Origin of the sequence: Enterobacter nematophilus (assembly GCF_026344075.1) — a bacterium.
GTDB classification, from domain to species: Bacteria; Pseudomonadota; Gammaproteobacteria; order Enterobacterales; family Enterobacteriaceae; genus Enterobacter; species Enterobacter nematophilus.
Map to the genome: position 1 here is coordinate 657,762 of NZ_JAPKNE010000001.1, position 21,368 is coordinate 679,129.

Consider the following 21,368-nt stretch of genomic DNA (forward strand, 5'->3'; position numbering starts at 1 on the left):
AATAAAAATTAATGCCGTTGCGCGTGATGAGAATTTATTGGCGCGGGTTAACCATAATAATGAAAACGGGCCGACACTAACATCGGCCCGCTATGATTACATTTTATAGCCCAGCGAAATCGTGGTTCTGCGATCGGTATGATCCGGTGCCGTTTCTGGCGGTGAAGAGTTCCAGGTCACGTTGTAGGCCAATTTCAAACCGAAGTGTTCATTGATAGCCACGTTCAACGCGCTTTCGGAGTTCAGCGTCGTATCCTCGGCACCAAACACAGAAACACCCTGCGTAAATTTAGTGTTGTCGGTCATCTGCCAGGCATACGTGCCGGAAGCATAGCCCAGCGGCTGGGTTTCATTTTCGCCATTGGTGTACTCGTCATAGCGGACACCAGGACCGAATTCGAAACGGAGGCTGTGTACCGGACCATTCAGGAACTGACGACCATAACCGGCGGTGAATACATCGCGCTGGCGATAGCCGTTGAAGCGGTCGGTTAACCAACTTGCCTGACCAAAGATGTAGTCATAGTCGGTCATGTTGTAACGGCTACGTCCACCTACCGCGTATTTCTCGGATGAGCGTTCATCGTTAGCGGACGTGTTGCTGGCATTTCCCCACAGCGACCATGCAGTGGTATTGCCGTACCAGGTCAGGGTGCTGTCCGCCGTCAGAGAAGAGCTTTTCGTGTTACCCGATTGCGCGAGATACCCGGCGTTCAGGTTACCTTCAAACGGTTTTTTGGCAGTGGAGGGATCGTCCATGACAGTAAAAACGGTGTCATCGGCGGCTGCATTCAGTGATGCAAAAACGCCACCCGCCAGCATCAGTGCTGCGGGTACTGTCTTCAAAAGCTTCATTTTATTTAAGGAGTCCGTACAACAAAAAAAGAGACCACCACGGTCTCGGAAACTTTCTTGAGGATCAATGACAAGGCGTCCAGAGAAAGGTAACAAATTATAAAAAGGCGCAAATAACATAGCAATATTTTCTTATTTCATTTTTTGAATAAGAACGATCTCAAAACGCGTTTTATTTTATATATCTCTCATCGCATTTATGTCAGCATTCATTTTTAAAATCATACTGTTATTTACATTGCCTTCCTGCCGATCGGTGCCAGGCTTAAAAGAACCCATGCTAAAAGGAGGTTATGATGGCTTCTATTTATACGCTGACGCTCTCCCCTTCCCTCGACTCCGCGACCATAACGCCGCAAATTTACCCCGAAGGTAAACTACGCTGTAGCGCACCCGTGTTTGAGCCGGGCGGTGGCGGGATTAACGTTGCGCGCGCGATTACCCACCTCGGCGGTAAAGCGACCGCCATTTTCCCGGCCGGTGGCGCCACGGGGGAACATCTTGTCGCCCTGCTGGCCGATGAACAGGTTGCCGTGGATACTGTAGACGCCAAAGACTGGACCCGGCAGAACCTGCATGTCCACGTTGAGTCCAGCGGTGAACAGTATCGTTTCGTTATGCCGGGCGCCAGGCTGAGCGATGATGAGTTTCGTCAACTGGAAGAGAAGGTGCTGACCATTGAAAGCGGCTCGCTGCTGGTCATCAGCGGTAGCCTGCCGCCGGGCGTCAAAACAGAAAAGCTGACAGCGCTGGTTGATGCCGTACTTCAGCGCGGCATCCGCTGCATTGTCGACAGTTCAGGCGAAGCCCTGCAGGCGGCATTAGAACCCGGACAGCTTGAGCTCGTTAAGCCTAACCAGAAAGAGCTGAGCGCGCTTCTTAATCGCGAACTTAGCCAGCCGGATGACGTGCGTACTGCCGCAGAAGAACTGGTTCGCAGCGGGAAAGCGCACCGCGTTGTCGTTTCTCTGGGTCCTCAGGGTGCGCTGGCCGTCGACAAGACGGGCTTTGTGCAGGTTGTGCCGCCCCCAATGAAGAGCCAGAGCACCGTCGGCGCAGGCGACAGTATGGTCGGCGCGATGGCGCTGAAGCTGGCGCAGGGCGCCTCACTTCTGGAGATGACGCGCTACGGCGTCGCGGCGGGGAGTGCCGCCACCATCAATCAGGGAACGCGCCTGTGTTCGCTTGCCGATACGCAGAAAATCGTCGATTACCTGTCACGAAGCTAACCGATATCCCCCCTCCTGACGGAGGGGGATACACGTCGAAGTCGCCAAATATGGCGTATCGACTATGCTAAAAAAACTTTCAGGATAACAACGAGGTGAATTATGAGCAGTGGTGATATCACCCGCTACGTCGTGACCATCGGCCTTCATGAAGCATCGCTGACCGAGCTTAATGAGCTCAACAACGCCTTTACACGGGCGAACTTCCTGCTCACGCTAACGGATGACGAAGGTCATATTCATGATTTAGGCACCCTGGCGTTTGGCCTGATCGCAGCCCTGAGTGAAGAAGAAGTGCATGCGCTGGCCGCCAGTCTGGTGGAAAGCGTGACCGACAAGCCTGCCGACATCACCGTAGAGACGTGGGAACGCTGGCAGAAAAAAGAACAATAAGTGCCCTGCATGAAATTAAACCGCTCAGGTGTGCGTTAGTTCGTATTTTTTTACCGCAGTTATGCGCTAACTTTATGATCTGGCAGACAACATGGGAGAGTCAACATGTGGCAGGCTATCAGTCATCTTTTACATGAGCAAATGGGTGAAGGTGAAATTGAACTGCGTAACGAGCTGCCGGGCGGGGAAATTCACGCCGCGTGGCATGTACGCTACGCAGGACGCGATCTGTTCGTTAAATGCGACGAGCGAGAGCTGCTCCCGATCTTTACCGCTGAAGCCGATCAGCTTGAACTGTTGTCCCGCAGCAAAACGGTGACGGTACCTGAGGTGCTGGCCGTGGGCAGTGACCGGGACTACAGCTTTCTGGTGATGGACTATCTCCCTGCCCGCCCGTTGGACGCCCATAATGCCTTTATTCTCGGGCAACAGCTAGCGCGCCTGCACCAGTGGAGCGACCAGCCCCAGTTTGGTCTCGACTTTGACAACGACCTTTCCACCACGCCGCAGCCCAATGCCTGGCAGCGCCGCTGGTCGACGTTCTTTGCCGAACAGCGCATCGGATGGCAGCTTGAGCTGGCCGCCGAGAAAGGGCTGGAATTTGGCAACATTGACGCCATCGTCGAGCATGTGCAGCAGCGCCTGGCCTCCCACCAGCCTCAGGCGTCCTTACTGCACGGCGATTTATGGTCCGATAACTGCGCGCTGGGCCCCAACGGCCCGTATATCTTCGACCCGGCCTGCTACTGGGGCGACAGAGAGTGCGATCTGGCCATGTTGCCCCTGCATCCCGAACAACCGCCGCAAATATACGATGGCTATCAGTCTGTCTCCCCCCTGCCGCCGGACTTCCTTGAGCGCCAGCCCGTGTACCAGCTCTATACGCTGATGAACCGAGCCATTCTTTTTGGCGGGCAACATCTGGTCAACGCCCAGCGCGCGCTTGAACGCGTGCTTGCGGCTTAAAGACAAAGCGGGTGGCCTTGCCGCCACCCTTATTCGTTACAGAAAACCGAGCAGTGAGAAGAAGAAATATCCCGCCACGATGATGATAACCGGCAGGATATAGAGCGGGAAAATTTGCAGAAAAATGGTGTGACGAGGCACCACAATGCGGGATTCAATCTGCTCCCGGCTCATTCCTTCAGGGCCTTTCGCCTTCTCAAGGATAAGCTGATCTTCCACCCCTTCGCGTAAAAAACGTGTCTGGCGGCTCATGCGTGCGCCCGATGCCTGCAGCGCCATCGCAATAAAAATCAGCGCATAGATAATCCAGAACCCAACATTCAGCTGCTGGTGAAAATCCGGCGTTGGCGAGTTGAACCAGAAGACGTTCAGGAACGGGGTGTTAAACCGCACCATCTCAATCATGACATGCGCAAAATCAAGCATTACCGCATTAATGCCCGGCTGTTTTTCGCTGTGATCGTACATAAACTTCAGCACGGATATCAGCGTAGAAATGACGGCGGGAATAAAAATCACCCAGCCTGCAATACGTTTTAAGACAGCAATGCGTCCAGCTTGTTGATACGTCATCAGTTCCTCTTCATAAAGACGCGTGATTTGAGCCTAAGTCTACCTGCTGGTCATCAATTTCGCCCGCTCTTTAAAAGCAATATGCTAAATTGCAGAGTGTGCTTAGCACTTATCGTCTGTCGAACACCTGGATAAGGAGACGTTGTGATGTCGACACCGCGCCAGATACTTGCCGCTATTTTTGACATGGATGGATTACTGATTGATTCCGAGCCGTTGTGGGATCGCGCCGAGCTGGACGTGATGGCCAGCCTAGGCGTTGATATCAGCCGCCGTAATGAACTTCCCGACACGCTGGGCCTGCGCATTGATATGGTCGTCGACCTGTGGTACGCCCAACAGCCGTGGGTTGGGCCCGATCGCGACGAAGTCACCTCGCGCATTATCAGCCGCGCCATCGCGCTGGTGGAGGAGAACAAGCCGCTCTTGCCGGGCGTACGTGAGGCTGTCGCGCTGTGCAAGTCTCAGGGGCTGAAGGTTGGCCTGGCTTCTGCTTCACCGCTGCATATGCTGGAAAAAGTGCTGATCATGTTTGAGCTGCGCGACAGTTTTGACGCCCTGGCGTCTGCGGAAAAGCTGCCCTACAGCAAGCCGCATCCGCAGGTCTATATGGACTGCGCGGCGAAGCTGGGTCTTGATCCGCTGACCTGCGTCGCGCTGGAAGATTCCGTTAACGGCATGGTAGCCTCCAAAGCCGCGCGTATGCGCTCCATTGTGGTTCCCGATGAAGAAAACCGCCACGATCCCCGGTATGCTCTTGCCGACGTCAAGCTGAATTCGCTGGCTGAACTGACGGTACAACACCTGCGCGGCGAATAGCGCCCCTCTTACAGGCAGCGTCATGCTGCCTGATGAAAAACAAAACATCGTTTCATTTTTGTTTGCTTTTCTCATTTCTGCCTCCTATCTTTAACGTCAGCACGACGATAATCAGTCTTCTGAGGCGCGTATGATACTGGACACCTTTACTCTTTCAGGCAAAGTGGCCCTCATCACCGGGTGCGATACCGGGCTGGGGCAAGGCATGGCTATTGCGCTGGCGCAGGCAGGTTGCGATATCGTTGGGGTAAATCGCAAAGATCCGGAGAAAACGGCCAGCGCCGTCACCGGCCTGGGAAGACGTTTTGTGGCTATTCGGGCCGATCTGAGCCAGCAGGAAAACCTTCAGCACGTCGTGGACACCGCCGTGTCGGAGATGGGACGAATTGATATTCTGGTGAACAATGCCGGGACGATTCGCCGGGAGGAGGCTCTGACGTTCAGCGAAAAAGACTGGGATGACGTCATGAACCTGAATCTCAAGTCGCTCTTTTTCCTCTCACAGGCGGTCGCTAAACAATTTATCGCCCAGGGCCAGGGCGGCAAAATTATCAATATTGCCTCTATGCTCTCGTTCCAGGGCGGCATTCGCGTGCCGTCGTATACCGCCTCGAAAAGCGGGGTACTGGGGATCACGCGCCTGCTGGCAAATGAGTGGGCGGTACACGGCATCAACGTGAATGCCATCGCGCCGGGCTACATGGCGACGAATAATACGCAGCAGCTGCGCGCCGACGAACAGCGTAATGCGGAGATCCTTGACCGCATCCCGGCAGGTCGCTGGGGAGTACCGGATGACCTTCAGGGACCGGTCGTCTTTTTAGCCTCCTCCGCCTCGGATTACGTGAATGGTCACACCTTAGCCGTCGACGGCGGCTGGCTGGCGCGCTGACGCGCGTTTGTGACAAACAGTTACACCGTCACCTCTTTCGCCCACTGTATAAAAACCCTATACTGTATAAATTGACAGTTTCGTGGGTTTTATCATGACGGCGGAAGGCCACCTGCTTTTTTCAATTGCGTGCGCAGTATTTGCCAAAAACGCAGAACTTACTCCCGTGCTTGCACAGGGAGACTGGTGGCATATTGTCCCTTCCGCGGTATTAACCTGCCTGCTGCCCGATATTGACCACCCGAAATCCTTCCTCGGACAGCGCCTGAAGTGGGTGTCGAAGCCCATCGCCCGCGCATTCGGTCACCGCGGGTTTACCCACAGCCTGCTGGCCGTATTTGGCCTGCTAACGCTTTTCTATTTAAAAGTCCCTGAAAGCTGGATAGTGCCGGGCGATGCCATTCAGGGCATGGTGCTGGGTTATTTAAGCCATATTCTCGCCGATATGCTGACGCCCGCGGGCGTGCCGCTGCTGTGGCCCTGCCGCTGGCGCTTCCGTTTTCCGATCCTCGCGCCGCAGAAAGGGAACCAGCTTGAGCGCGTGCTGTGCATGGCGCTGTTCGCCTACGCCGTCTGGATGCCGCAAACCCTGCCCGAAAACAGTGCAGTCCGCTGGTCTTCCCAGATGATCAATTCGCTGCAATTTCAGTTCAATCGTTTTATTCATCACCAGATTGAACAGTAAACCAACAAAATCATTCCATTTGTCATAAACCATTCCATTTGGATATAAGCGCCACATCACACTTCTGCTAACCTTCCGCCAACAGGATCGGGAAAAACCGATCCCACATAATAAATCAGGAGAACGGGGATGAATTTTCCACTCATCGCGAACATAGTCGTGTTCGTCGTATTGCTATTGCTTCTCGCGCAGGCGCGCCACAAACAGTGGAGCCTGGCGAAAAAAGTGCTGGTCGGTCTGGTCATGGGTGTGGCGTTTGGTTTGGCCCTACACGCCGTCTACGGCTCCGATAGCCCGGTACTGAAAGAGTCCATTCAGTGGTTCAACATTGTCGGTAACGGCTACGTCCAGCTGCTGCAGATGATCGTTATGCCGCTGGTGTTCGCCTCTATTCTGAGCGCCGTAGCCCGCCTGCACAACGCAACCCAGCTGGGTAAAATCAGCTTTCTGACCATTGGTACGCTGCTGTTTACCACGCTGATTGCCGCGCTGGTGGGGGTGTTGGTCACCAACCTGTTTGGCCTGACTGCCGAAGGTCTGGTTCAGGGTACCGCTGAAACGGCGCGTCTGACCGCAATTCAAACTAACTACGTGGGTAAAGTGGCTGACCTGACGGTTCCGCAGATGGTGCTCTCCTTCATTCCGAAGAACCCGTTTGCTGACCTGACCGGTGCAAGCCCAACCTCTATCATCAGCGTGGTGATCTTCGCGGCGTTCCTGGGCGTGGCGGCGCTTAAGCTGCTGAAGGACGATGCGCCGAAAGGCGAACGCGTGCTGACCGCTATTGATACCCTGCAAAGCTGGGTGATGAAGCTGGTCCGTCTGGTGATGCAGCTGACGCCATACGGCGTTCTGGCGCTGATGACCAAAGTGGTAGCCGGCTCTAACCTGCAGGACATCATTAAGCTGGGCAGCTTCGTTGTCGCCTCTTATCTGGGCCTGGGCATTATGTTCGTGGTGCACGGTATCCTGCTGGGCGTGAACGGCGTCAGCCCGCTGAAATACTTCCGCAAAGTATGGCCGGTACTGACCTTTGCCTTCACCAGCCGTTCCAGCGCAGCGTCTATTCCGCTGAACGTTGAAGCGCAGACCCGTCGCCTGGGCGTGCCGGAATCTATCGCCAGCTTCTCTGCCTCCTTTGGTGCCACTATTGGTCAGAACGGCTGTGCGGGGCTCTACCCAGCGATGCTGGCGGTGATGGTTGCCCCGACCGTGGGCATCAACCCGCTGGATCCGGTCTGGATCGCCACTCTGGTCGGGATTGTTACCATCAGCTCCGCAGGCGTTGCAGGTGTCGGCGGCGGTGCAACCTTCGCCGCGCTGATTGTGCTGCCCGCGCTGGGCCTGCCCGTGACGCTGGTCGCCCTGCTGATCTCCGTTGAACCGCTGATCGACATGGGCCGTACCGCGCTGAACGTGAGCGGCTCCATGACTGCCGGTACGCTGACCAGCCAGTGGCTGAAGCAGACCGACAAAGCCATTCTGGAAAGTGAAGACGACGCCGAGCTGGCGCACCGTTAATCTCGATAGAAATAAAAAAACCGCCTGATGGCGGTTTTTTTATGGCTGTTATTCTTCAACCTCTTCATCCTGGCGGATTTGCGTCGCCCATCGCTGGGCTGACTCCGGCACGGAAAACGCCGGCGACCGGCGGAAATGTTCCCCCATCAGGACAAAAGCCACATATTTACCGCGAAGCAGCCAGACATCGCGAAAACCATCCACTTTCAGGGCATGGTCAGGCGGCGCGGGCTCAACGCGGGGCACATAGCTAATAACCTGGCGGTTTTGTTGACGAAGAGGTTTCATAAGCGACTGGTTCACTAAAGCAAATTCTTGAAGCAGGAAAATTCTATGATAGCCGATCCTGCTGCCTTACGTCGCGCTCCGAGTGGGTGAGATGGCTCCTTTCGTTAATAACGTCATGTGAAAACTCTTAGTTAGCGAGCCATCTCACGACATTGTTCTATCCTTAATAGGGTTTTTAGCAATGGATAAAGGAGAAGCGTGCAATGTCGAACAAAGATAAATCACATCAATCACCGATTCATGGCACTGAAGAATCTCAACCGGGTATGGACTCTCTCGCCCCTGCTGACGGCTCTCACCGCCCCTCGCCTGGCCCATCAGCCCCTGGCGAACAACCAACCGCGCCGGGAAGCATGAAATCGCCGGACACCGGAAACGAGAAGCTGAAATCGCTTGAGCCGCACCGTAAAGGCGGCGAAGGTTTTGCGCTCACCACCAATCAGGGCGTGCGGATTGCTGACGATCAAAACTCTCTTCGCGCAGGCGCGCGTGGGCCGACCCTGCTGGAAGATTTCATCCTGCGGGAAAAAATTACCCACTTTGACCACGAGCGCATACCGGAACGCATCGTTCACGCGCGCGGCTCGGCTGCGCACGGGTATTTCCAACCCTATAAGAGCCTGAAAGACATTACCAAAGCGGATTTCCTCTCCGACCCGGATAAAATTACCCCGGTGTTTGTGCGATTTTCCACCGTGCAGGGCGGCGCAGGCTCGGCAGACACGGTGCGTGATATCCGCGGCTTTGCCACCAAGTTTTATACCGAAGAGGGTATTTTCGATCTGGTAGGCAATAACACCCCGGTGTTTTTCATTCAGGATGCGCATAAATTTCCTGACTTTGTCCATGCGGTAAAACCGGAGCCCCACTGGGCCATACCCCAGGGACAAAGTGCGCACGATACCTTCTGGGACTATGTCTCCCTACAGCCTGAAACCTTACACAACGTGATGTGGGCAATGTCTGACCGTGGGATCCCGCGCAGCTATCGCACGATGGAAGGGTTCGGTATTCATACCTTCCGCATGATCAACGCGGAAGGAAAAGCTACGTTTGTCCGCTTCCACTGGAAGCCGGTAGCGGGCAAAGCCTCGCTGGTGTGGGATGAAGCGCAGAAGCTCACCGGACGCGACCCGGACTTCCATCGCCGCGAACTGTGGGAATCCATTGAAGCAGGCGACTTCCCGGAGTACGAGCTGGGCCTGCAGCTTATTCCGGAAGAGGACGAATTTAAGTTCGATTTCGACCTGCTTGACCCGACAAAACTCATTCCTGAGGAGCTGGTGCCGGTTCAGCTGGTGGGGAAAATGGTGCTCAACCGCAACCCGGATAATTTCTTTGCCGAAAACGAGCAGGCCGCGTTCCACCCGGGCCACATCGTTCCCGGACTGGACTTCACCAACGATCCGCTCTTACAGGGACGCCTGTTCTCGTATACCGATACGCAGATTAGCCGTCTTGGCGGGCCGAACTTCCACGAGATCCCGATTAACCGCCCAACCTGTCCGTACCATAACTTCCAGCGCGACGGGATGCACCGTCAGGATATTGATACCAACCCGGCAAACTATGAGCCGAACTCCATCAACGACAACTGGCCGCGAGAAACCCCGCCGGGGCCAAAACGCGGCGGATTCGAATCGTATCAGGAGCGTATCGACGGCAACAAAATTCGCGAGCGCAGCCCCTCTTTCGGTGAGTATTACGCCCACCCTCGCCTGTTCTGGAACAGCCAGACGCCGATTGAGCAACAGCACATCATCGGCGGCTTTAGCTTCGAACTGAGCAAAGTGGTGCGCACCTACATCCGCGAGCGCGTGGTCGACCAGCTGGCGCATATTGATATTCTGCTTGCCCAGAGCGTGGCGGATAACCTGGGCATCACGCTTACGGACGAACAGCGCAACCTTGCTCCACCGAAAGAGGTGAACGGCGTGAAGAAAGATCCGTCGCTGAGCCTGTATGCGGTGCCGGGAGGCTCGATTAAAGGCCGCGTGGTTGCCATCCTGCTGAACGACAAAACCCGCGCCAGCGACGTGCTGGGAATTATGCAGGCGCTGAAAACCCAGGGCGTGCACGCGAAACTGCTCTATTCCCGCATGGGTGAAGTGACGGCCGATGACGGCTCCGTGCTGCCGGTGGCGGCGACATTTGCCGGCGCGCCGTCGCTGACCGTCGATGCGGTGATTGTGCCGTGTGGGGATATTGCCAGCCTGCTGAACAACGGTGACGCCGTCTATTATCTGCTGGAAGCCTATAAGCACCTGAAACCGATCGCGCTGTCCGGCGACGCGCGTCAGTTTAAGGCGCAGCTGAAGGTTGCCGAGCAGGGCGAGGACGGCATTGTCGAGGGCGATAACGTTGACGATGCGTTTATGACGAAGCTGTTTGATTTGCTTGCCGCGCACCGCGTCTGGTCGCGCAGCAGTAAGATTGACCAGATACCGGCGTAAAAAAACACCCTCACCCCGGCCCTCTCCCTGAAAGGGAGAGGGTGAAATGCAGACCTGCGCTTACATTACGGACAGCACCGCCCAGTTCCCTCGCCCCTTTGGGGAGAGGGTTAGGGTGAGGGGAAATTTCTCAAAGATCCCTAAACGTCCCCAGACGATACCCACGCTCGGCAATCGCATACTTCAGCGACGCCGACGTCAGCACGTCCAGTTCCGCCAGACGAGGCCAGCAGTAGGCGCTCTTACGCACGGTGTTATCGACAAAAGCAGGATGCGCCATGACCTCCAGAGACCGCTCTCCCCTTGCGGCGGAATCCTCCAGCACCTTCAGGAACAGCGCTTCGTCGATCTCGTCGCCGTAAAAGGCGCTGCTGAACCCCTCAGTTGTTGTCACGGCACAGTCCGGCACGCCCTGCACTTCACGATCCACACGCATCGCCACGCCTTTGCGTTGGGCAAACGCCGCAACGATCGGGAAAATCGCCGGGATCATGTGCACATGATGGTGGCTGTCAATATGCGTCGGCGCCTTGCCAAACAGATCAACAAAGCGGTTGTACTGGCAGTCCAGCTCACGGGTAATTTCTTCGAGCGGCAGAGCGTCCTGCTCCGCCAGTTCCCAAATCCATTTGCCCAGCAGGCCGTCACGCGTCAGGCCCGGCATGGGCGAAAGCGGAATCCCAAGCGTCAGCACAAAATGCATGCCGACGCCCAGCTCTGGCACCTCGCGGCTCAGCTGCGCCGCGTGCTCAACCGCTTCACCGTTCACCAGTGCCGTTGTAGAGGTCACTACCCCGCGGCGACAGGCTTCAATAATGCCGTAGTTCTGGCCTTTAGAGAGGCCAAAATCATCAGCATTAACGATCAGCAGGTTTTCCATTGTGCGTCCTCTCAGTGTTGTTTGAACTTCAGCTTCTCAATCGTGGCGGCAAAGTTCGGCAACCATTTTTCATGCGCCAGGATCATCTCGCTGGCCAGCTGCTCCGCATCGCGGTCAGAATGCACCAGCGGGCTGAGGTTCAGCGCCAGAAGCACGTCATTGAGCTCACCGCTCAGCGCCGCGTTGCTCGCTGCCACTTCAAAGCCTTTAATGGTGTGGATCAGGCCCATGACTTTGTCATCAAAGTGGGTGATGCGTGGATGCGGTTTGGCCCCCTCGCGTCCCAGAATGCAGGTCATCTCGACGGCCCAGTCCGCCGGGATATTGTCGATATGGCCATGATGCGGCACGTTAACATAGTGCTCCGCCTGCTTGTCGTTGTAGATGGCGTTGATCACTTCACACGCCGCATCGGAGTAATAGGCCCCGCCGCGCTGCTCCAGCGCTTTCGGTTTGACGTCCAGGTTCGGATCTTTATACAAATCGAACAGCTGCTTCTCAACTTTCTGAACGATCTGCGCACGCGCGCCGCCCTTATAGTACTCGCCCATTTCGATAGCCAGCATCTCTTTCTGCTTGAAGTAGTAAAGCAGGTACGAGCACGGCAGCAGATTCAGCGAGCGGATGAGCCCTTCGCTGAACGGCAGGTCAAAGATGTTCTTCACGGAGGCCGCGGTCAGGCGACCGGAAGCCACGCCGTCCAGCAGTTCGGCAAAGCGCGATTTTCCGTTCACGATGACGTCTTTAATGAACACCATGTGGTTCAGGCCGAACAGATCGATTGAGAGATCGTCACTGTCGGTCAGCTCCAGCACGTCGCGGATAAACATCTTCATGCCGATCGGGATATTACAGACGCCGATAAAGCGTTTGAAATTGGTATGACGATAAACCGCCTCGGTCACCATTCCGGCCGGGTTAGTGAAGTTAATCACCCACGCGTTCGGGCAGATCTCTTGCACATCCTTGACGATGTCGAAAATCACCGGAATGGTACGCAGTCCTTTGAACAGGCCGCCCGCGCCGTTGGTCTCCTGCCCAAGATAGCCGTGGCTCAGCGGAATACGCTCGTCCAGTTCGCGCGCTTTCAGTTGGCCGACGCGCAGCTGGGTGGTGACGAAATCCGCGTCTTTCAGCGCCAGGCGACGATCGAGGGATTTATGCACGGTCATAGGCACGCCCGCTTTCTCAACCATGCGCTTACACAGGTCGAAAATAATATCCAGCTTCTCCTGACCTTCCTCAACGTCCACCAGCCATAATTCGCTGACCGGTAATTCGTGATAGCGTTTTAAAAAGCCTTCAAGTAATTCCGGGGTATAGCTGCTGCCGCCACCAATGGTTACGACTTTTAATTTCTTTTGCATAATATCTCCCTTAGCGTATCAGGTTAATCGCCTGCAAGGTATAGCGTACTCTTCCCGCTATTTGGGCAAGCCATTAAAGCAATATTTATGGCGGGTAACCCGCCGAAAGTTAATTAATTACCGTTAAATTCTTCCGGTAGCTGTTCGGTGTGAATGAGGTCAATTTCTTAAACGTTTTAATAAACAGGCTGGGACTGCTGTATCCTGACTCATACGCAATATCGGTAACAGAATAGTTGGTAATCTCCAGCTGTTTTTTGGCAAAGTTAATGCGAATTTCATTAATAATTTGCACCGGCGTTTTACGATAATAACGCTGCGTCGCGCGGGTCAGATATTCCTGGGATTTCCCCGAGAGGGATACCATATTTTCCAGCGCATTTTCGCTGAACTGGCCTTTATCGTGCATCAGTTCCACGGTGCTGCGCAGCCACTGTGGAACATCATCCGTCACCTGCTGCTCTTCACGATGATGCCGCAACCGGTTCATCACGTAGAAGGTCACCGTTTCAATAAATTCATCAAATTCATTGTCGCGGAAGTTAAGCGAGGCGATGACCGTTTCAATCCAGGTCATGAACTCGTTTTTCACGCGATAAACCTGAGATGCCACAAAGCAGAACGGCACCAGCGGCAGATAGTGCTTCTCAAAGAAGCGTCTGCTGACGCCCACGTTCAGAATGCGGGTCGCGCCAAATTTGTAAAAGCTCTGGTGATAGGACCCCATCGGCAGGAAGACAAAATCCCCTCGCTCCAGCAGGACGCGCTTACCGTTGATCTCCTGGTAGTAGCGGCCGGTCAGAACAATCGTGAACTCGTAGTAGTCATGCTGGTGCAGACCGCTGGCGCTCTCCGTCTTGTTGTAGATAACCACGTGAAAATTTTTGCCATTAAACAGTTGCTGTTCAAATGCGGTTTTGATTTCCATCGTGCTGACCTCCTGCTGCTCAATCCGACCTAGTGCATTTTCTCGTGAAGCTCAATCAACTCCGTCACCAGCTCACGCGCCAGCATGGACGTCATCAGGTGATCCTGGGCGTGTACCAGCACCAGGCTGACCTTCATCTTCCCTTCGCCCTGGTCGCTTTCAATCAGCTTTGTCTGCACCAGGTGCGCTTCGTTCAGCGCCGTGCGGGACTGCTCCATCATGGTTTTCGCGGCGGAAAAATCGCCCTGCTTTGCCTGCTTCAGTGCGGCATACGCCAGGCTGCGCGCCTGCCCGGAGTTGATGATGAGGCCCATCACCACTTCTTCGAGATCGTTCTCTGCGGCTTCGTCTGCGACGATACTATCCAAATCTAACATGTTTAAGCTCCTTGTGGCTGGCGCGGGCTTCCCCGCGCCGGTCAATCTTAGAATTTCAGTGAGAGGGCAATTTCCTCTTCGCTCTCTTCTTCATCAATGATGGTGGCGGCTTTGTTCGCAATCGCCACGAACGGCATGTACAGCAGAGTGGCAATCCCGAGGTTGAATATCGCCAGCAGGAAGGCCGCGACGCTACCGTTGGTGTTAAAGAACGCGCCCAGACCTGCCGGCATGGTCCACGGTGCAATGTTGGTGATCGGTGGAATAATACCCATGTAATAGGCCGTCAGGGTGATCGCTGCCAGCAGCGGCTGCACCAGGATGAACGGGATAAACATTACCGGGTTCATGATGATTGGCAGACCAAACAGAATCGGCTCGTTAATCTGGAAGATGCCTGATGGCAGGGCCAGTTTCGCCACCTGACGATAGTCAGCGCGACGAGAGACAATAAAGACCGCGATGATCAGACCCAGGGTCGCCCCGGTACCACCCAGGAAGATATAGGAGTCAAGCATCGGCTTCGCCCACACATGGAAGGTTTTACCTGCTGCCAGCGCCGCGTCAACGGAGCCATACTGCTGGTAAAGCGCAACGTTTTCCAGTGCCCACGGGGTCATAATTCCGCTGTCCAGCGCGGCCAGTGCCAGTGAACCGTGCACGCCGAAGAACCACAGCAGAGAGGTGAAAATCACATACGCCCAACCGACCACGCCACCCATCGACGCCAGCGGCGTAGAGATAGAGTCCATGATGATCTGGTGGAAGTTAGTGCCCCAGTGAGAGAGCGCCCAGGCGATAATCCCCATGATGGAGAGAATAATGAAGCCCGGGATCAACGCGGAAAATGAACGAGAAACGGAGGCCGGCACGCTATCCGGCAGGCGGATGACCCAGTTGCGACGAATAATAAAGGTGAACATTTCTGCCACCACCAGGCCGATAACAATACCGGAAATGATGTTGGCTCCGCCCAGCCAGTTAGCGCCAACGGCGTAGGCTTCCCCCACGCTGTAAGGGGTGACGGTCATAAACGCGGCAACGGATAATAACCCTGCGGCCAGCGGATCCACTTTCCGCTCTTCAGCCAGCGCCATCCCGATAAAGAAAGGCGCCATCAGCGACATAATACCCAACGTACCGTTATATACGTTGCCGCCGATGGCTTTAAAACCGTTAAGGGTTTCAATAGTGGAAGCGTCTAACCGAATTCCTAATGAATAAAAGAAGGAACCTTCACCAAAGCTCAGAAAAACGTTGTTTATTAAAACGAACATGGCCCCGGCCAGCGTCAACGGCATTAATTTAATAAAACCGTTTTTGATGGCATTAACGTGAGGCTGCTTTCCTATTTTAACAGCAAAAGGAAGGAGTACCTTTTCAAGTGAAGCGATGACTTTACTCATAGGAAAATACCCTTAAATGCCGTAACGCATGTTACGGCGTAATTGTTTGTGAAATAACTCTTTGACGGGAAAAATAAAAATTAATTAGCAGCTTTTTTAATTGCTGCCACAGCAGCTTTAAGTACACCTAAACCATCGATCTTGCCGTACAGCCCCGAGTCGATCACTTCGACCGGTTTATTCGGTAACAGCCGTTGAATTTCGGGCAACATATAGGCAATTTGCGGCCCCAGTAACACAACATCGGCTTTCTGCCCTTTTTCGCCCGCCAGCGTCTCCGGAAACGCTTCAATCACCACGGGGACTTCATACTTTTCAGCCTGCGCGCGCATCTTTGACACCAGGAGCGAGGTTGACATGCCCGCTGAGCAGAACAGGTAGATATGTTTCTTTTCCATCGTAATTTCCCTCTTGTATGACTACCTGCCGTCGCGCTATCACTCGACTCGCTGTCCCGGCAGACAGGTAGCTTGCGTACTGTTGTTTATCGTTGGAGTGAGTATACGCAATGGTACAGAGGGGAGATAATTCTGAACAGACCTAAATTGTCTCTCATTGACCTGGCTTGTTGACTACCTTCACATTTCAGGCAAATAATTCGCGCAAAGAAATAAGATTAACGTATGCATAAATAAACCGGCCCAGAGGCCGGTTTGTTAACATCTCCAGGCAAGCAGGGTTACTGCGCCTTAGGTGCCTGTGGATCGGTGTCGTATTCAGCACAGGTCTGATAGCCGGAGTTAATCACATGTCCGGTATCATCCAGCGCGACGAAGTAGGTTTCTGCCTTACCATCACGTTGACCCAGGATATAAGTCTGACACGTACCGCGCGCGTGAATCATGGTCACTTCAGAAGAAGGCTTACCGGCGATCGCAGCCACCTGCGAACGGGTCATCCCTTTTTTAACGTCTTTCACCACGGGCTGGGTAAACTGATCCTTGGTGCGATCGTAAGCCGTACACCCTGCCAGCATCGTCAGTACCGCCGCTGCGCTAAGAATTCCTGCTACGTTCTTGTTCATATTCCGTCCTCTTGTTTATCAGCGTGTTATCTAAGCATGGGATAAAAAGTACTATTGTTCAACCTTGTGATTTACGCCAGACGAATTTCGGAAAATTCTAATAAAACAACGATAAGCTGCTAAATCGCCGCAAATTAACGCACTCGAAACTGTGATCCTTGTCGTTTTCCGCCCAAAGGGTTAGTTTTAACAGTTAACACATTCTGTTTATGTTCTGCATACGGAGGGCATGATGGCTCTGCAACAAGAGATTATTCAGGCGCTGGGCGCTAAGCCTGCGATAGATGCACAGGAAGAGATCCGCCGCAGCGTGGATTTTTTAAAGTCGTACTTAAAAAAGAACGCTTTCCTGAAATCCCTGGTGCTGGGCATCAGCGGCGGTCAGGATTCTACCCTGACGGGTAAACTGTGCCAGATGGCGATTTCAGAGCTTCGCGAAGAGACGGGCGATGACGCGCTGCAGTTTATCGCCGTGCGTCTGCCTTACGGGGTTCAGGCGGACGAACAGGATTGCCAGGATGCCATCGCGTTCATCCAGCCCGATCGCGTGCTCACCGTCAATATCAAAGGCTCGGTGCTGGCAAGCGAGCAGGCGCTGCGCGAAGCGGGCATTGAGCTAAGCGATTTTGTGCGCGGCAACGAGAAAGCGCGCGAGCGCATGAAAGCGCAGTACAGCATCGCCGGGATGACCAAAGGCGTTGTGGTAGGCACCGACCATGCGGCAGAAGCGATCACCGGTTTCTTCACCAAATACGGCGATGGCGGTACCGACATCAACCCGATTTTCCGTCTCAACAAGCGTCAGGGCAAGCAGCTGCTCGCCGCGCTGGGCTGCCCTGAGCATCTGTACAAGAAAGCGCCAACAGCGGATCTGGAAGACGATCGCCCTTCCCTGCCGGATGAAGCGGCCCTTGGCGTCACCTATGACAACATTGATGATTACCTGGAAGGCAAAACGCTGGATGAAGGTACCGCGAAAATTATCGAGGGCTGGTACCTGAAAACCGAGCACAAGCGCCACACGCCAATTACGGTGTTTGACGATTTCTGGAAATAAACGCATCTCCACAAGTTTATGCGAGCAGTGGACAATCCCCTCTCCCCTGTGGGGGTGAGGGGCAGTCGCCACCCGGCTCTTTTTTAACCACAGCACACCTGCTACACTGTATACCTGAACAGTATATGGAGCAGTATGTGAGCAGGCGTCAATCCGCCCCGCGTCTTGAGTTTGAAGCGGCGGCTATCTATGAATATCCCGAACATCTCCGTCCCTGGCTTGAGGCGCTGCCCAAACAGCCGGGCGTGTACATCTTTCACGGTGAAAGCGAGACCCTGCCGCTCTACATCGGCAAAAGCGTTAACATTCGCAGCCGGGTGTTATCTCACCTGCGTACCCCGGACGAAGCCGCCATGCTGCGCCAGTCGCGCCGTATTACCTGGTTCCAGACGGCGGGAGAAATGGGCGCGCTGTTGCTGGAAGCCCGGCTGATAAAAGAGCAGCAGCCGCTCTTCAATAAGCGCCTGCGCCGCAACCGCCAGCTCTGCTCCCTGCAGATCGCCGACGGCAAGCCGCAGGTCGTTTACGCCCGCGAGGTCGATTTCTCCCATGCCCCGAACCTCTTCGGGCTGTTCGCAAACAAGCGTGCCGCCCTGCAGTCTCTGCAGGCGCTCGCCGACGAGCTGCAGCTTTGCTATAGCCTTTTAGGGCTGGAGGGCACCACGCGGGGCCGCGCCTGCTTCCGCTTCGCGCTCAAGCGCTGCGCAGGCGCCTGCTGCGGAAAAGAGAGCGTAGAGGCGCATCACGCCAGGCTCCTCGAGGGCCTGGCGGGGATCAGCGTCAACTGCTGGCCCTGGGACGGCGCCGTTGCGCTAAAAGAAGTGGGTGAAACCATGACGCAGTATCACATCGTCAACAACTGGCTCTGGCTGGGGGCTGTCGATGATTTAAGCGACGCGGCAACCCTGCTGCGCACCCCCGCGGGATTCGACCACGACGGCTACAAAATCCTCTGCAAGCCCGTCTTAACGGGCAAGTTCGAGATCGTCGCGCTCAGTGACCCGGCAGCCAGTTAATTTCACTGAACAGCAGGGTACCCTGAGACTCCAGCAGACGCAGAGTATGGGTCCCCTCCTGCCAGCTGGCGCCCTGATCGGCCGTCAGCAATTTATCACCCAGCTGCCACGCCCCGCTTAATACAAACACCACGCCCCCGCGCGAGCCAAAGGTGGTAAAGGTACGATCGGCAACCCGCACCTTTGCCTGACAGCAGTCGCGCCGGGTCATGATGTTGAAATCCATCGCCATCCTGCCGTCGGAAAGCAGCGCCTTCACCGGCAGATCGCCGGCAAAACTGTAAGGCTGATGCTGCTTAAGGGTATGGCAGAACGCCTGACCGGCATCCAGCGTCACCTCCCCGCCTTCCAGCAGGGTAATGACCCGGTCGACGCCGGGAAACGAGGAGAATTCGCCGTTGCTGGCGATGGTCGCGATACTGGCACGCCAGAAAAAATCGCGCGTCGCGGGAGGGATACAGCAAATTTCTCGCGTTTCGCCTGCGCCATTGCGCCAGAGGCTGACCGGCATCTTACGAATATCAAAGAACTCCATCACCACTCCTGAATGGCACAACCCGTGCCAGGGCAAGAGTATCGCTACCCTTGCAGTCTTGTTTGTTATCGTTAGGTATTCACAGACACAGTATCGGCAGCAGAGCGGGCAGGCCTTAGCGGAACGTTAATAAAAATGCTAACGCCATGACTCTACAAACATTCTCTGAAGCTACTACAGGAGAATACCGCGCTGGCGGCGGCAGACAAGAGGGCAGAATAGAAAAACCGCCGGTCCTGTCCACAGCGATTGCGCTTTTGTGGACAGGATCCCGGCGGTCTTAAGAGAGTGAACCGATTATTCGGTTGGTGCTGGCATTTTACCTTCCATCGCCGGACGTTCTGTCAGACGCTTCTCAAAATTGGCATTAAACTGTTTTTTCTGTTCAGGGGTCAGAATGTTGTAGATTTTGTTCTGAGTTTCCATGTGGGCCAGCATGCGGGCTTTGTGCAGCTCGGCCATTTTGTCGATCTGCGCTTCGGCTTTCGCCTTATCGAAGCTGTCGCTGGCAATGATGTCATGCATTGCGCGGCGCTCTTCCAGCGGAGGACGCTTCATCTGGTCACGCTGGCTTTTCATGATGTCGCGGATCTGCTGCTTCTGCGCGTCCGTCAGGTTCAGATCTTTAAACATCATCATCTCGTGGTGCATACCCGGCTTGCCTTTATGATGCATCATCATTTTGCCTTCAGCTGGCGCGGCGGTGGTGGTTGCGGTATCTGCGGCGAACGCCATGCTGGTAGCGCCCAGAGCCAGGGTAGAAGCAACAAACAGAGCAGTAAACTTACGCATAATTTATTTCCTTTCTTTCAGTTATTCTTCGGCGCTATGCCGTGTTGACGAGATTAACTTTACGGGGTTTATCGTCAATTAGTCAGAGCAACGGTAAAACAATGAAAGTGTAAAAAACAATTTTTCGCCAAATGTGGAGGAAATAAGGATAAAGCGTGGAGAGTTGCAACAAGAAATATTCAAAACGATGATTTTAAAGATATTTAGCAGAAGTATAACGAAGTGACGGTGAATAATAAAGCAATTCGCCAGGAATATTCCGTAAAAGAAGTCAGAGCGCTTTAATCGCTAAGAAAACATTTTTACGTCCCCTCCCGGATGATGGGAGGGGAAACGTTCAGGAGAGTTTTTCCAGCATCAGACCGGCCCGCAGGCCAAACGCCACGGAGGGGTTGGGGAACAGCACATATTCGGTGGTTTTCTGCACCTCGTAACGCTCTTCGCCATCTTCCGCCAGCAGAGCCCCTTTGCGAAACGGCGTAAAGTTCAGAGTGTGCGCGGCCATGTGAAGCTGGAAAGCCTCGCTGCGGCGGGTGATCTGCTGTACGACCCGGTACCGCTCAACGGGCTGATGCGCGTGCTCGGGATCCGTCCCACCGAGCAGCGCCCGAAGCGCGAGACCCGTTGGCGCAAAGCGCGTGAGATCGTTCTGTCCGAACGGCAACGCTTTTCCCAGCTCCAGCGTACAGGACAGCGCCCCGACGTTTTCACAGGTAAAGTGCGTAAACGTTCCGCCCGGCGACTGATGAAACACCAGCGCCTCCAGCCCGGCATCCCCCAGCCAGCTCAGAAACGCTTCATCCCACGGCTGATTGCGCTGCGGCAGAACGCCGAAGCGCACGTGGTAAGAGGCGCGGATCGCCGTATGCAGATCCAGATGCCAGCGCGCCGGTCCCGCCGCGGCAAAAAACGTCGTCACGACGTTCTCCAGCCACTGCGCGCGCGCCGTTTCGTCACTCTGCGGAAACTGCGACCAGCGGCCGCCGAACATGCGGTTAATGTCGCTAACCAGGTACCGTTTGTTTTGCGCCAGCGCAGGCGGGTTGCCAAGCACCACCAGCACGCGGCACGCAAGGGCGATCTCGCCGCGATACAGCGCGCGCAGCAGCCCATCGACGATCTCAACGGGTGCGGTTTCATTCCCGTGGATCCCCGTGGAAAGCAGCAGCGATAACGCGCTGCTGGCCGTCGGCGTCAGCTCAAGCACCCCGCGCCCCAGCCACCGCCAGCGGAATGAGGGGCCTTCCCCCTCACTCTGGTCCGGCGTTTCATCGGCCAGGGTCAGCGCCAGTAAATTTTCCATATCCACTCC

The 21,368-nt window shown here is 55.0% G+C and carries 23 protein-coding genes; 10 read left to right on the top strand and 13 right to left on the bottom strand.

Features of this window, described 5'->3' with window-relative positions; translation table 11 throughout:
* Positions 1 to 96: 96 nt before the first annotated feature.
* A complete protein-coding gene (locus OSH03_RS03085) occupies positions 97 to 855 on the bottom strand; it encodes a DUF481 domain-containing protein (protein ID WP_028012813.1) in 759 nt (252 codons plus the stop codon).
* A 296-nt stretch (positions 856 to 1,151) separates the two neighbouring features.
* On the opposite strand from OSH03_RS03085, the gene pfkB reads away from it, so the two are divergent.
* The 3 genes from pfkB to OSH03_RS03100 all read left to right on the top strand — a co-directional run bounded on the left by pfkB (position 1,152) and on the right by OSH03_RS03100 (position 3,443).
* The gene (gene pfkB / locus OSH03_RS03090) at positions 1,152 to 2,084 is read left to right on the top strand and encodes a 6-phosphofructokinase II (RefSeq protein ID WP_266178629.1); all 933 of its coding nucleotides are present in this window, start codon (positions 1,152 to 1,154) and stop codon (positions 2,082 to 2,084) included.
* Positions 2,085 to 2,186: 102 nt separating this feature from the next.
* Positions 2,187 to 2,477, top strand: coding sequence for a type V toxin-antitoxin system endoribonuclease antitoxin GhoS (gene ghoS / locus OSH03_RS03095; protein ID WP_151413221.1), 291 nt, complete (start codon positions 2,187 to 2,189; stop codon positions 2,475 to 2,477).
* Positions 2,478 to 2,582: 105 nt separating this feature from the next.
* Positions 2,583 to 3,443 carry a fructosamine kinase family protein gene (locus OSH03_RS03100; RefSeq protein WP_266178246.1) on the top strand — a complete coding sequence of 287 codons (861 nt, stop codon included), beginning with the start codon at positions 2,583 to 2,585 and terminating at the stop codon, positions 3,441 to 3,443.
* Positions 3,444 to 3,479: 36 nt separating this feature from the next.
* Here the strand turns inward: OSH03_RS03100 and OSH03_RS03105 are convergent, their stop codons facing one another.
* Positions 3,480 to 4,016, bottom strand: a complete 537-nt coding sequence (locus tag OSH03_RS03105; RefSeq protein WP_045261585.1) for a YniB family protein — start codon at positions 4,014 to 4,016, stop codon at positions 3,480 to 3,482.
* Between the two features lie 147 nt (positions 4,017 to 4,163).
* Here OSH03_RS03105 and hxpB point away from each other — a divergent pair, with 147 nt between their 5' ends.
* From hxpB to tcyP, 4 genes are all read left to right on the top strand, one after another.
* The gene (hxpB, locus tag OSH03_RS03110; protein ID WP_061098497.1) at positions 4,164 to 4,835 is read left to right on the top strand and encodes a hexitol phosphatase HxpB; all 672 of its coding nucleotides are present in this window, start codon (positions 4,164 to 4,166) and stop codon (positions 4,833 to 4,835) included.
* Between the two features lie 130 nt (positions 4,836 to 4,965).
* Positions 4,966 to 5,727, top strand: coding sequence for a 2-dehydro-3-deoxy-D-gluconate 5-dehydrogenase KduD (gene kduD, locus OSH03_RS03115; RefSeq protein WP_266178247.1), 762 nt, complete (start codon positions 4,966 to 4,968; stop codon positions 5,725 to 5,727).
* Positions 5,728 to 5,821: 94 nt separating this feature from the next.
* Positions 5,822 to 6,412, top strand: coding sequence for a metal-dependent hydrolase (locus OSH03_RS03120; protein WP_032644865.1), 591 nt, complete (start codon positions 5,822 to 5,824; stop codon positions 6,410 to 6,412).
* A gap of 129 nt (positions 6,413 to 6,541) precedes the next feature.
* Positions 6,542 to 7,933 carry a cystine/sulfocysteine:cation symporter gene (gene tcyP / locus OSH03_RS03125; protein WP_041910456.1) on the top strand — a complete coding sequence of 464 codons (1,392 nt, stop codon included), beginning with the start codon at positions 6,542 to 6,544 and terminating at the stop codon, positions 7,931 to 7,933.
* Positions 7,934 to 7,981: 48 nt separating this feature from the next.
* Here the strand turns inward: tcyP and cedA are convergent, their stop codons facing one another.
* Positions 7,982 to 8,236: a cell division activator CedA gene (gene cedA / locus OSH03_RS03130; protein WP_266178248.1), complete on the bottom strand. Its 255-nt coding sequence runs from the start codon at positions 8,234 to 8,236 to the stop codon at positions 7,982 to 7,984.
* A gap of 188 nt (positions 8,237 to 8,424) precedes the next feature.
* Between cedA and katE the strand changes: the two genes are divergently transcribed.
* On the top strand, positions 8,425 to 10,674 hold the full coding sequence (gene katE, locus OSH03_RS03135; protein WP_266178249.1) for a catalase HPII: 2,250 nt from the start codon (positions 8,425 to 8,427) through the stop codon (positions 10,672 to 10,674).
* A gap of 130 nt (positions 10,675 to 10,804) precedes the next feature.
* Here the strand turns inward: katE and chbG are convergent, their stop codons facing one another.
* The 7 genes from chbG to osmE form a co-directional block, all read right to left on the bottom strand.
* Complete coding sequence (gene chbG, locus OSH03_RS03140) at positions 10,805 to 11,554, bottom strand: chitin disaccharide deacetylase (protein ID WP_151413216.1); 750 nt, start codon at positions 11,552 to 11,554, stop codon at positions 10,805 to 10,807.
* A gap of 11 nt (positions 11,555 to 11,565) precedes the next feature.
* Positions 11,566 to 12,921: a 6-phospho-beta-glucosidase gene (locus OSH03_RS03145; protein WP_061098501.1), complete on the bottom strand. Its 1,356-nt coding sequence runs from the start codon at positions 12,919 to 12,921 to the stop codon at positions 11,566 to 11,568.
* A gap of 109 nt (positions 12,922 to 13,030) precedes the next feature.
* Positions 13,031 to 13,873, bottom strand: coding sequence for a transcriptional regulator ChbR (gene chbR / locus OSH03_RS03150; RefSeq protein ID WP_266178630.1), 843 nt, complete (start codon positions 13,871 to 13,873; stop codon positions 13,031 to 13,033).
* Positions 13,874 to 13,878: 5 nt separating this feature from the next.
* Entirely contained in the window at positions 13,879 to 14,226 is a 348-nt protein-coding gene (gene chbA / locus OSH03_RS03155; RefSeq protein ID WP_266178250.1) for a PTS N,N'-diacetylchitobiose transporter subunit IIA, read from the bottom strand.
* Positions 14,227 to 14,273: 47 nt separating this feature from the next.
* Positions 14,274 to 15,632 (bottom strand): PTS N,N'-diacetylchitobiose transporter subunit IIC, encoded by a 1,359-nt coding sequence (gene chbC, locus OSH03_RS03160; RefSeq protein WP_028012799.1) that lies wholly within the window; start codon positions 15,630 to 15,632, stop codon positions 14,274 to 14,276.
* 80 nt (positions 15,633 to 15,712) lie between these two features.
* Complete coding sequence (gene chbB / locus OSH03_RS03165) at positions 15,713 to 16,030, bottom strand: PTS N,N'-diacetylchitobiose transporter subunit IIB (protein ID WP_014883474.1); 318 nt, start codon at positions 16,028 to 16,030, stop codon at positions 15,713 to 15,715.
* Positions 16,031 to 16,311: 281 nt separating this feature from the next.
* Positions 16,312 to 16,656 carry an osmotically-inducible lipoprotein OsmE gene (gene osmE / locus OSH03_RS03170; RefSeq protein WP_003857836.1) on the bottom strand — a complete coding sequence of 115 codons (345 nt, stop codon included), beginning with the start codon at positions 16,654 to 16,656 and terminating at the stop codon, positions 16,312 to 16,314.
* 232 nt (positions 16,657 to 16,888) lie between these two features.
* On the opposite strand from osmE, the gene nadE reads away from it, so the two are divergent.
* Positions 16,889 to 17,713: an ammonia-dependent NAD(+) synthetase gene (nadE, locus tag OSH03_RS03175; protein ID WP_266178631.1), complete on the top strand. Its 825-nt coding sequence runs from the start codon at positions 16,889 to 16,891 to the stop codon at positions 17,711 to 17,713.
* A 137-nt stretch (positions 17,714 to 17,850) separates the two neighbouring features.
* A complete protein-coding gene (gene cho / locus OSH03_RS03180; RefSeq protein WP_266178251.1) occupies positions 17,851 to 18,729 on the top strand; it encodes an excinuclease Cho in 879 nt (292 codons plus the stop codon).
* On the opposite strand, the gene ves is transcribed toward cho, so the two are convergent.
* From ves to astE, 3 genes are all read right to left on the bottom strand, one after another.
* Positions 18,707 to 19,264 (bottom strand): environmental stress-induced protein Ves, encoded by a 558-nt coding sequence (ves, locus tag OSH03_RS03185; protein WP_045261590.1) that lies wholly within the window; start codon positions 19,262 to 19,264, stop codon positions 18,707 to 18,709. The genes cho and ves overlap by 23 nt on opposite strands.
* Positions 19,265 to 19,561: 297 nt before the next feature.
* Positions 19,562 to 20,056, bottom strand: a complete 495-nt coding sequence (spy, locus tag OSH03_RS03190; protein ID WP_266178252.1) for an ATP-independent periplasmic protein-refolding chaperone Spy — start codon at positions 20,054 to 20,056, stop codon at positions 19,562 to 19,564.
* Between the two features lie 337 nt (positions 20,057 to 20,393).
* Complete coding sequence (gene astE, locus OSH03_RS03195; protein ID WP_266178253.1) at positions 20,394 to 21,359, bottom strand: succinylglutamate desuccinylase; 966 nt, start codon at positions 21,357 to 21,359, stop codon at positions 20,394 to 20,396.
* Positions 21,360 to 21,368 lie beyond the last annotated feature (9 nt).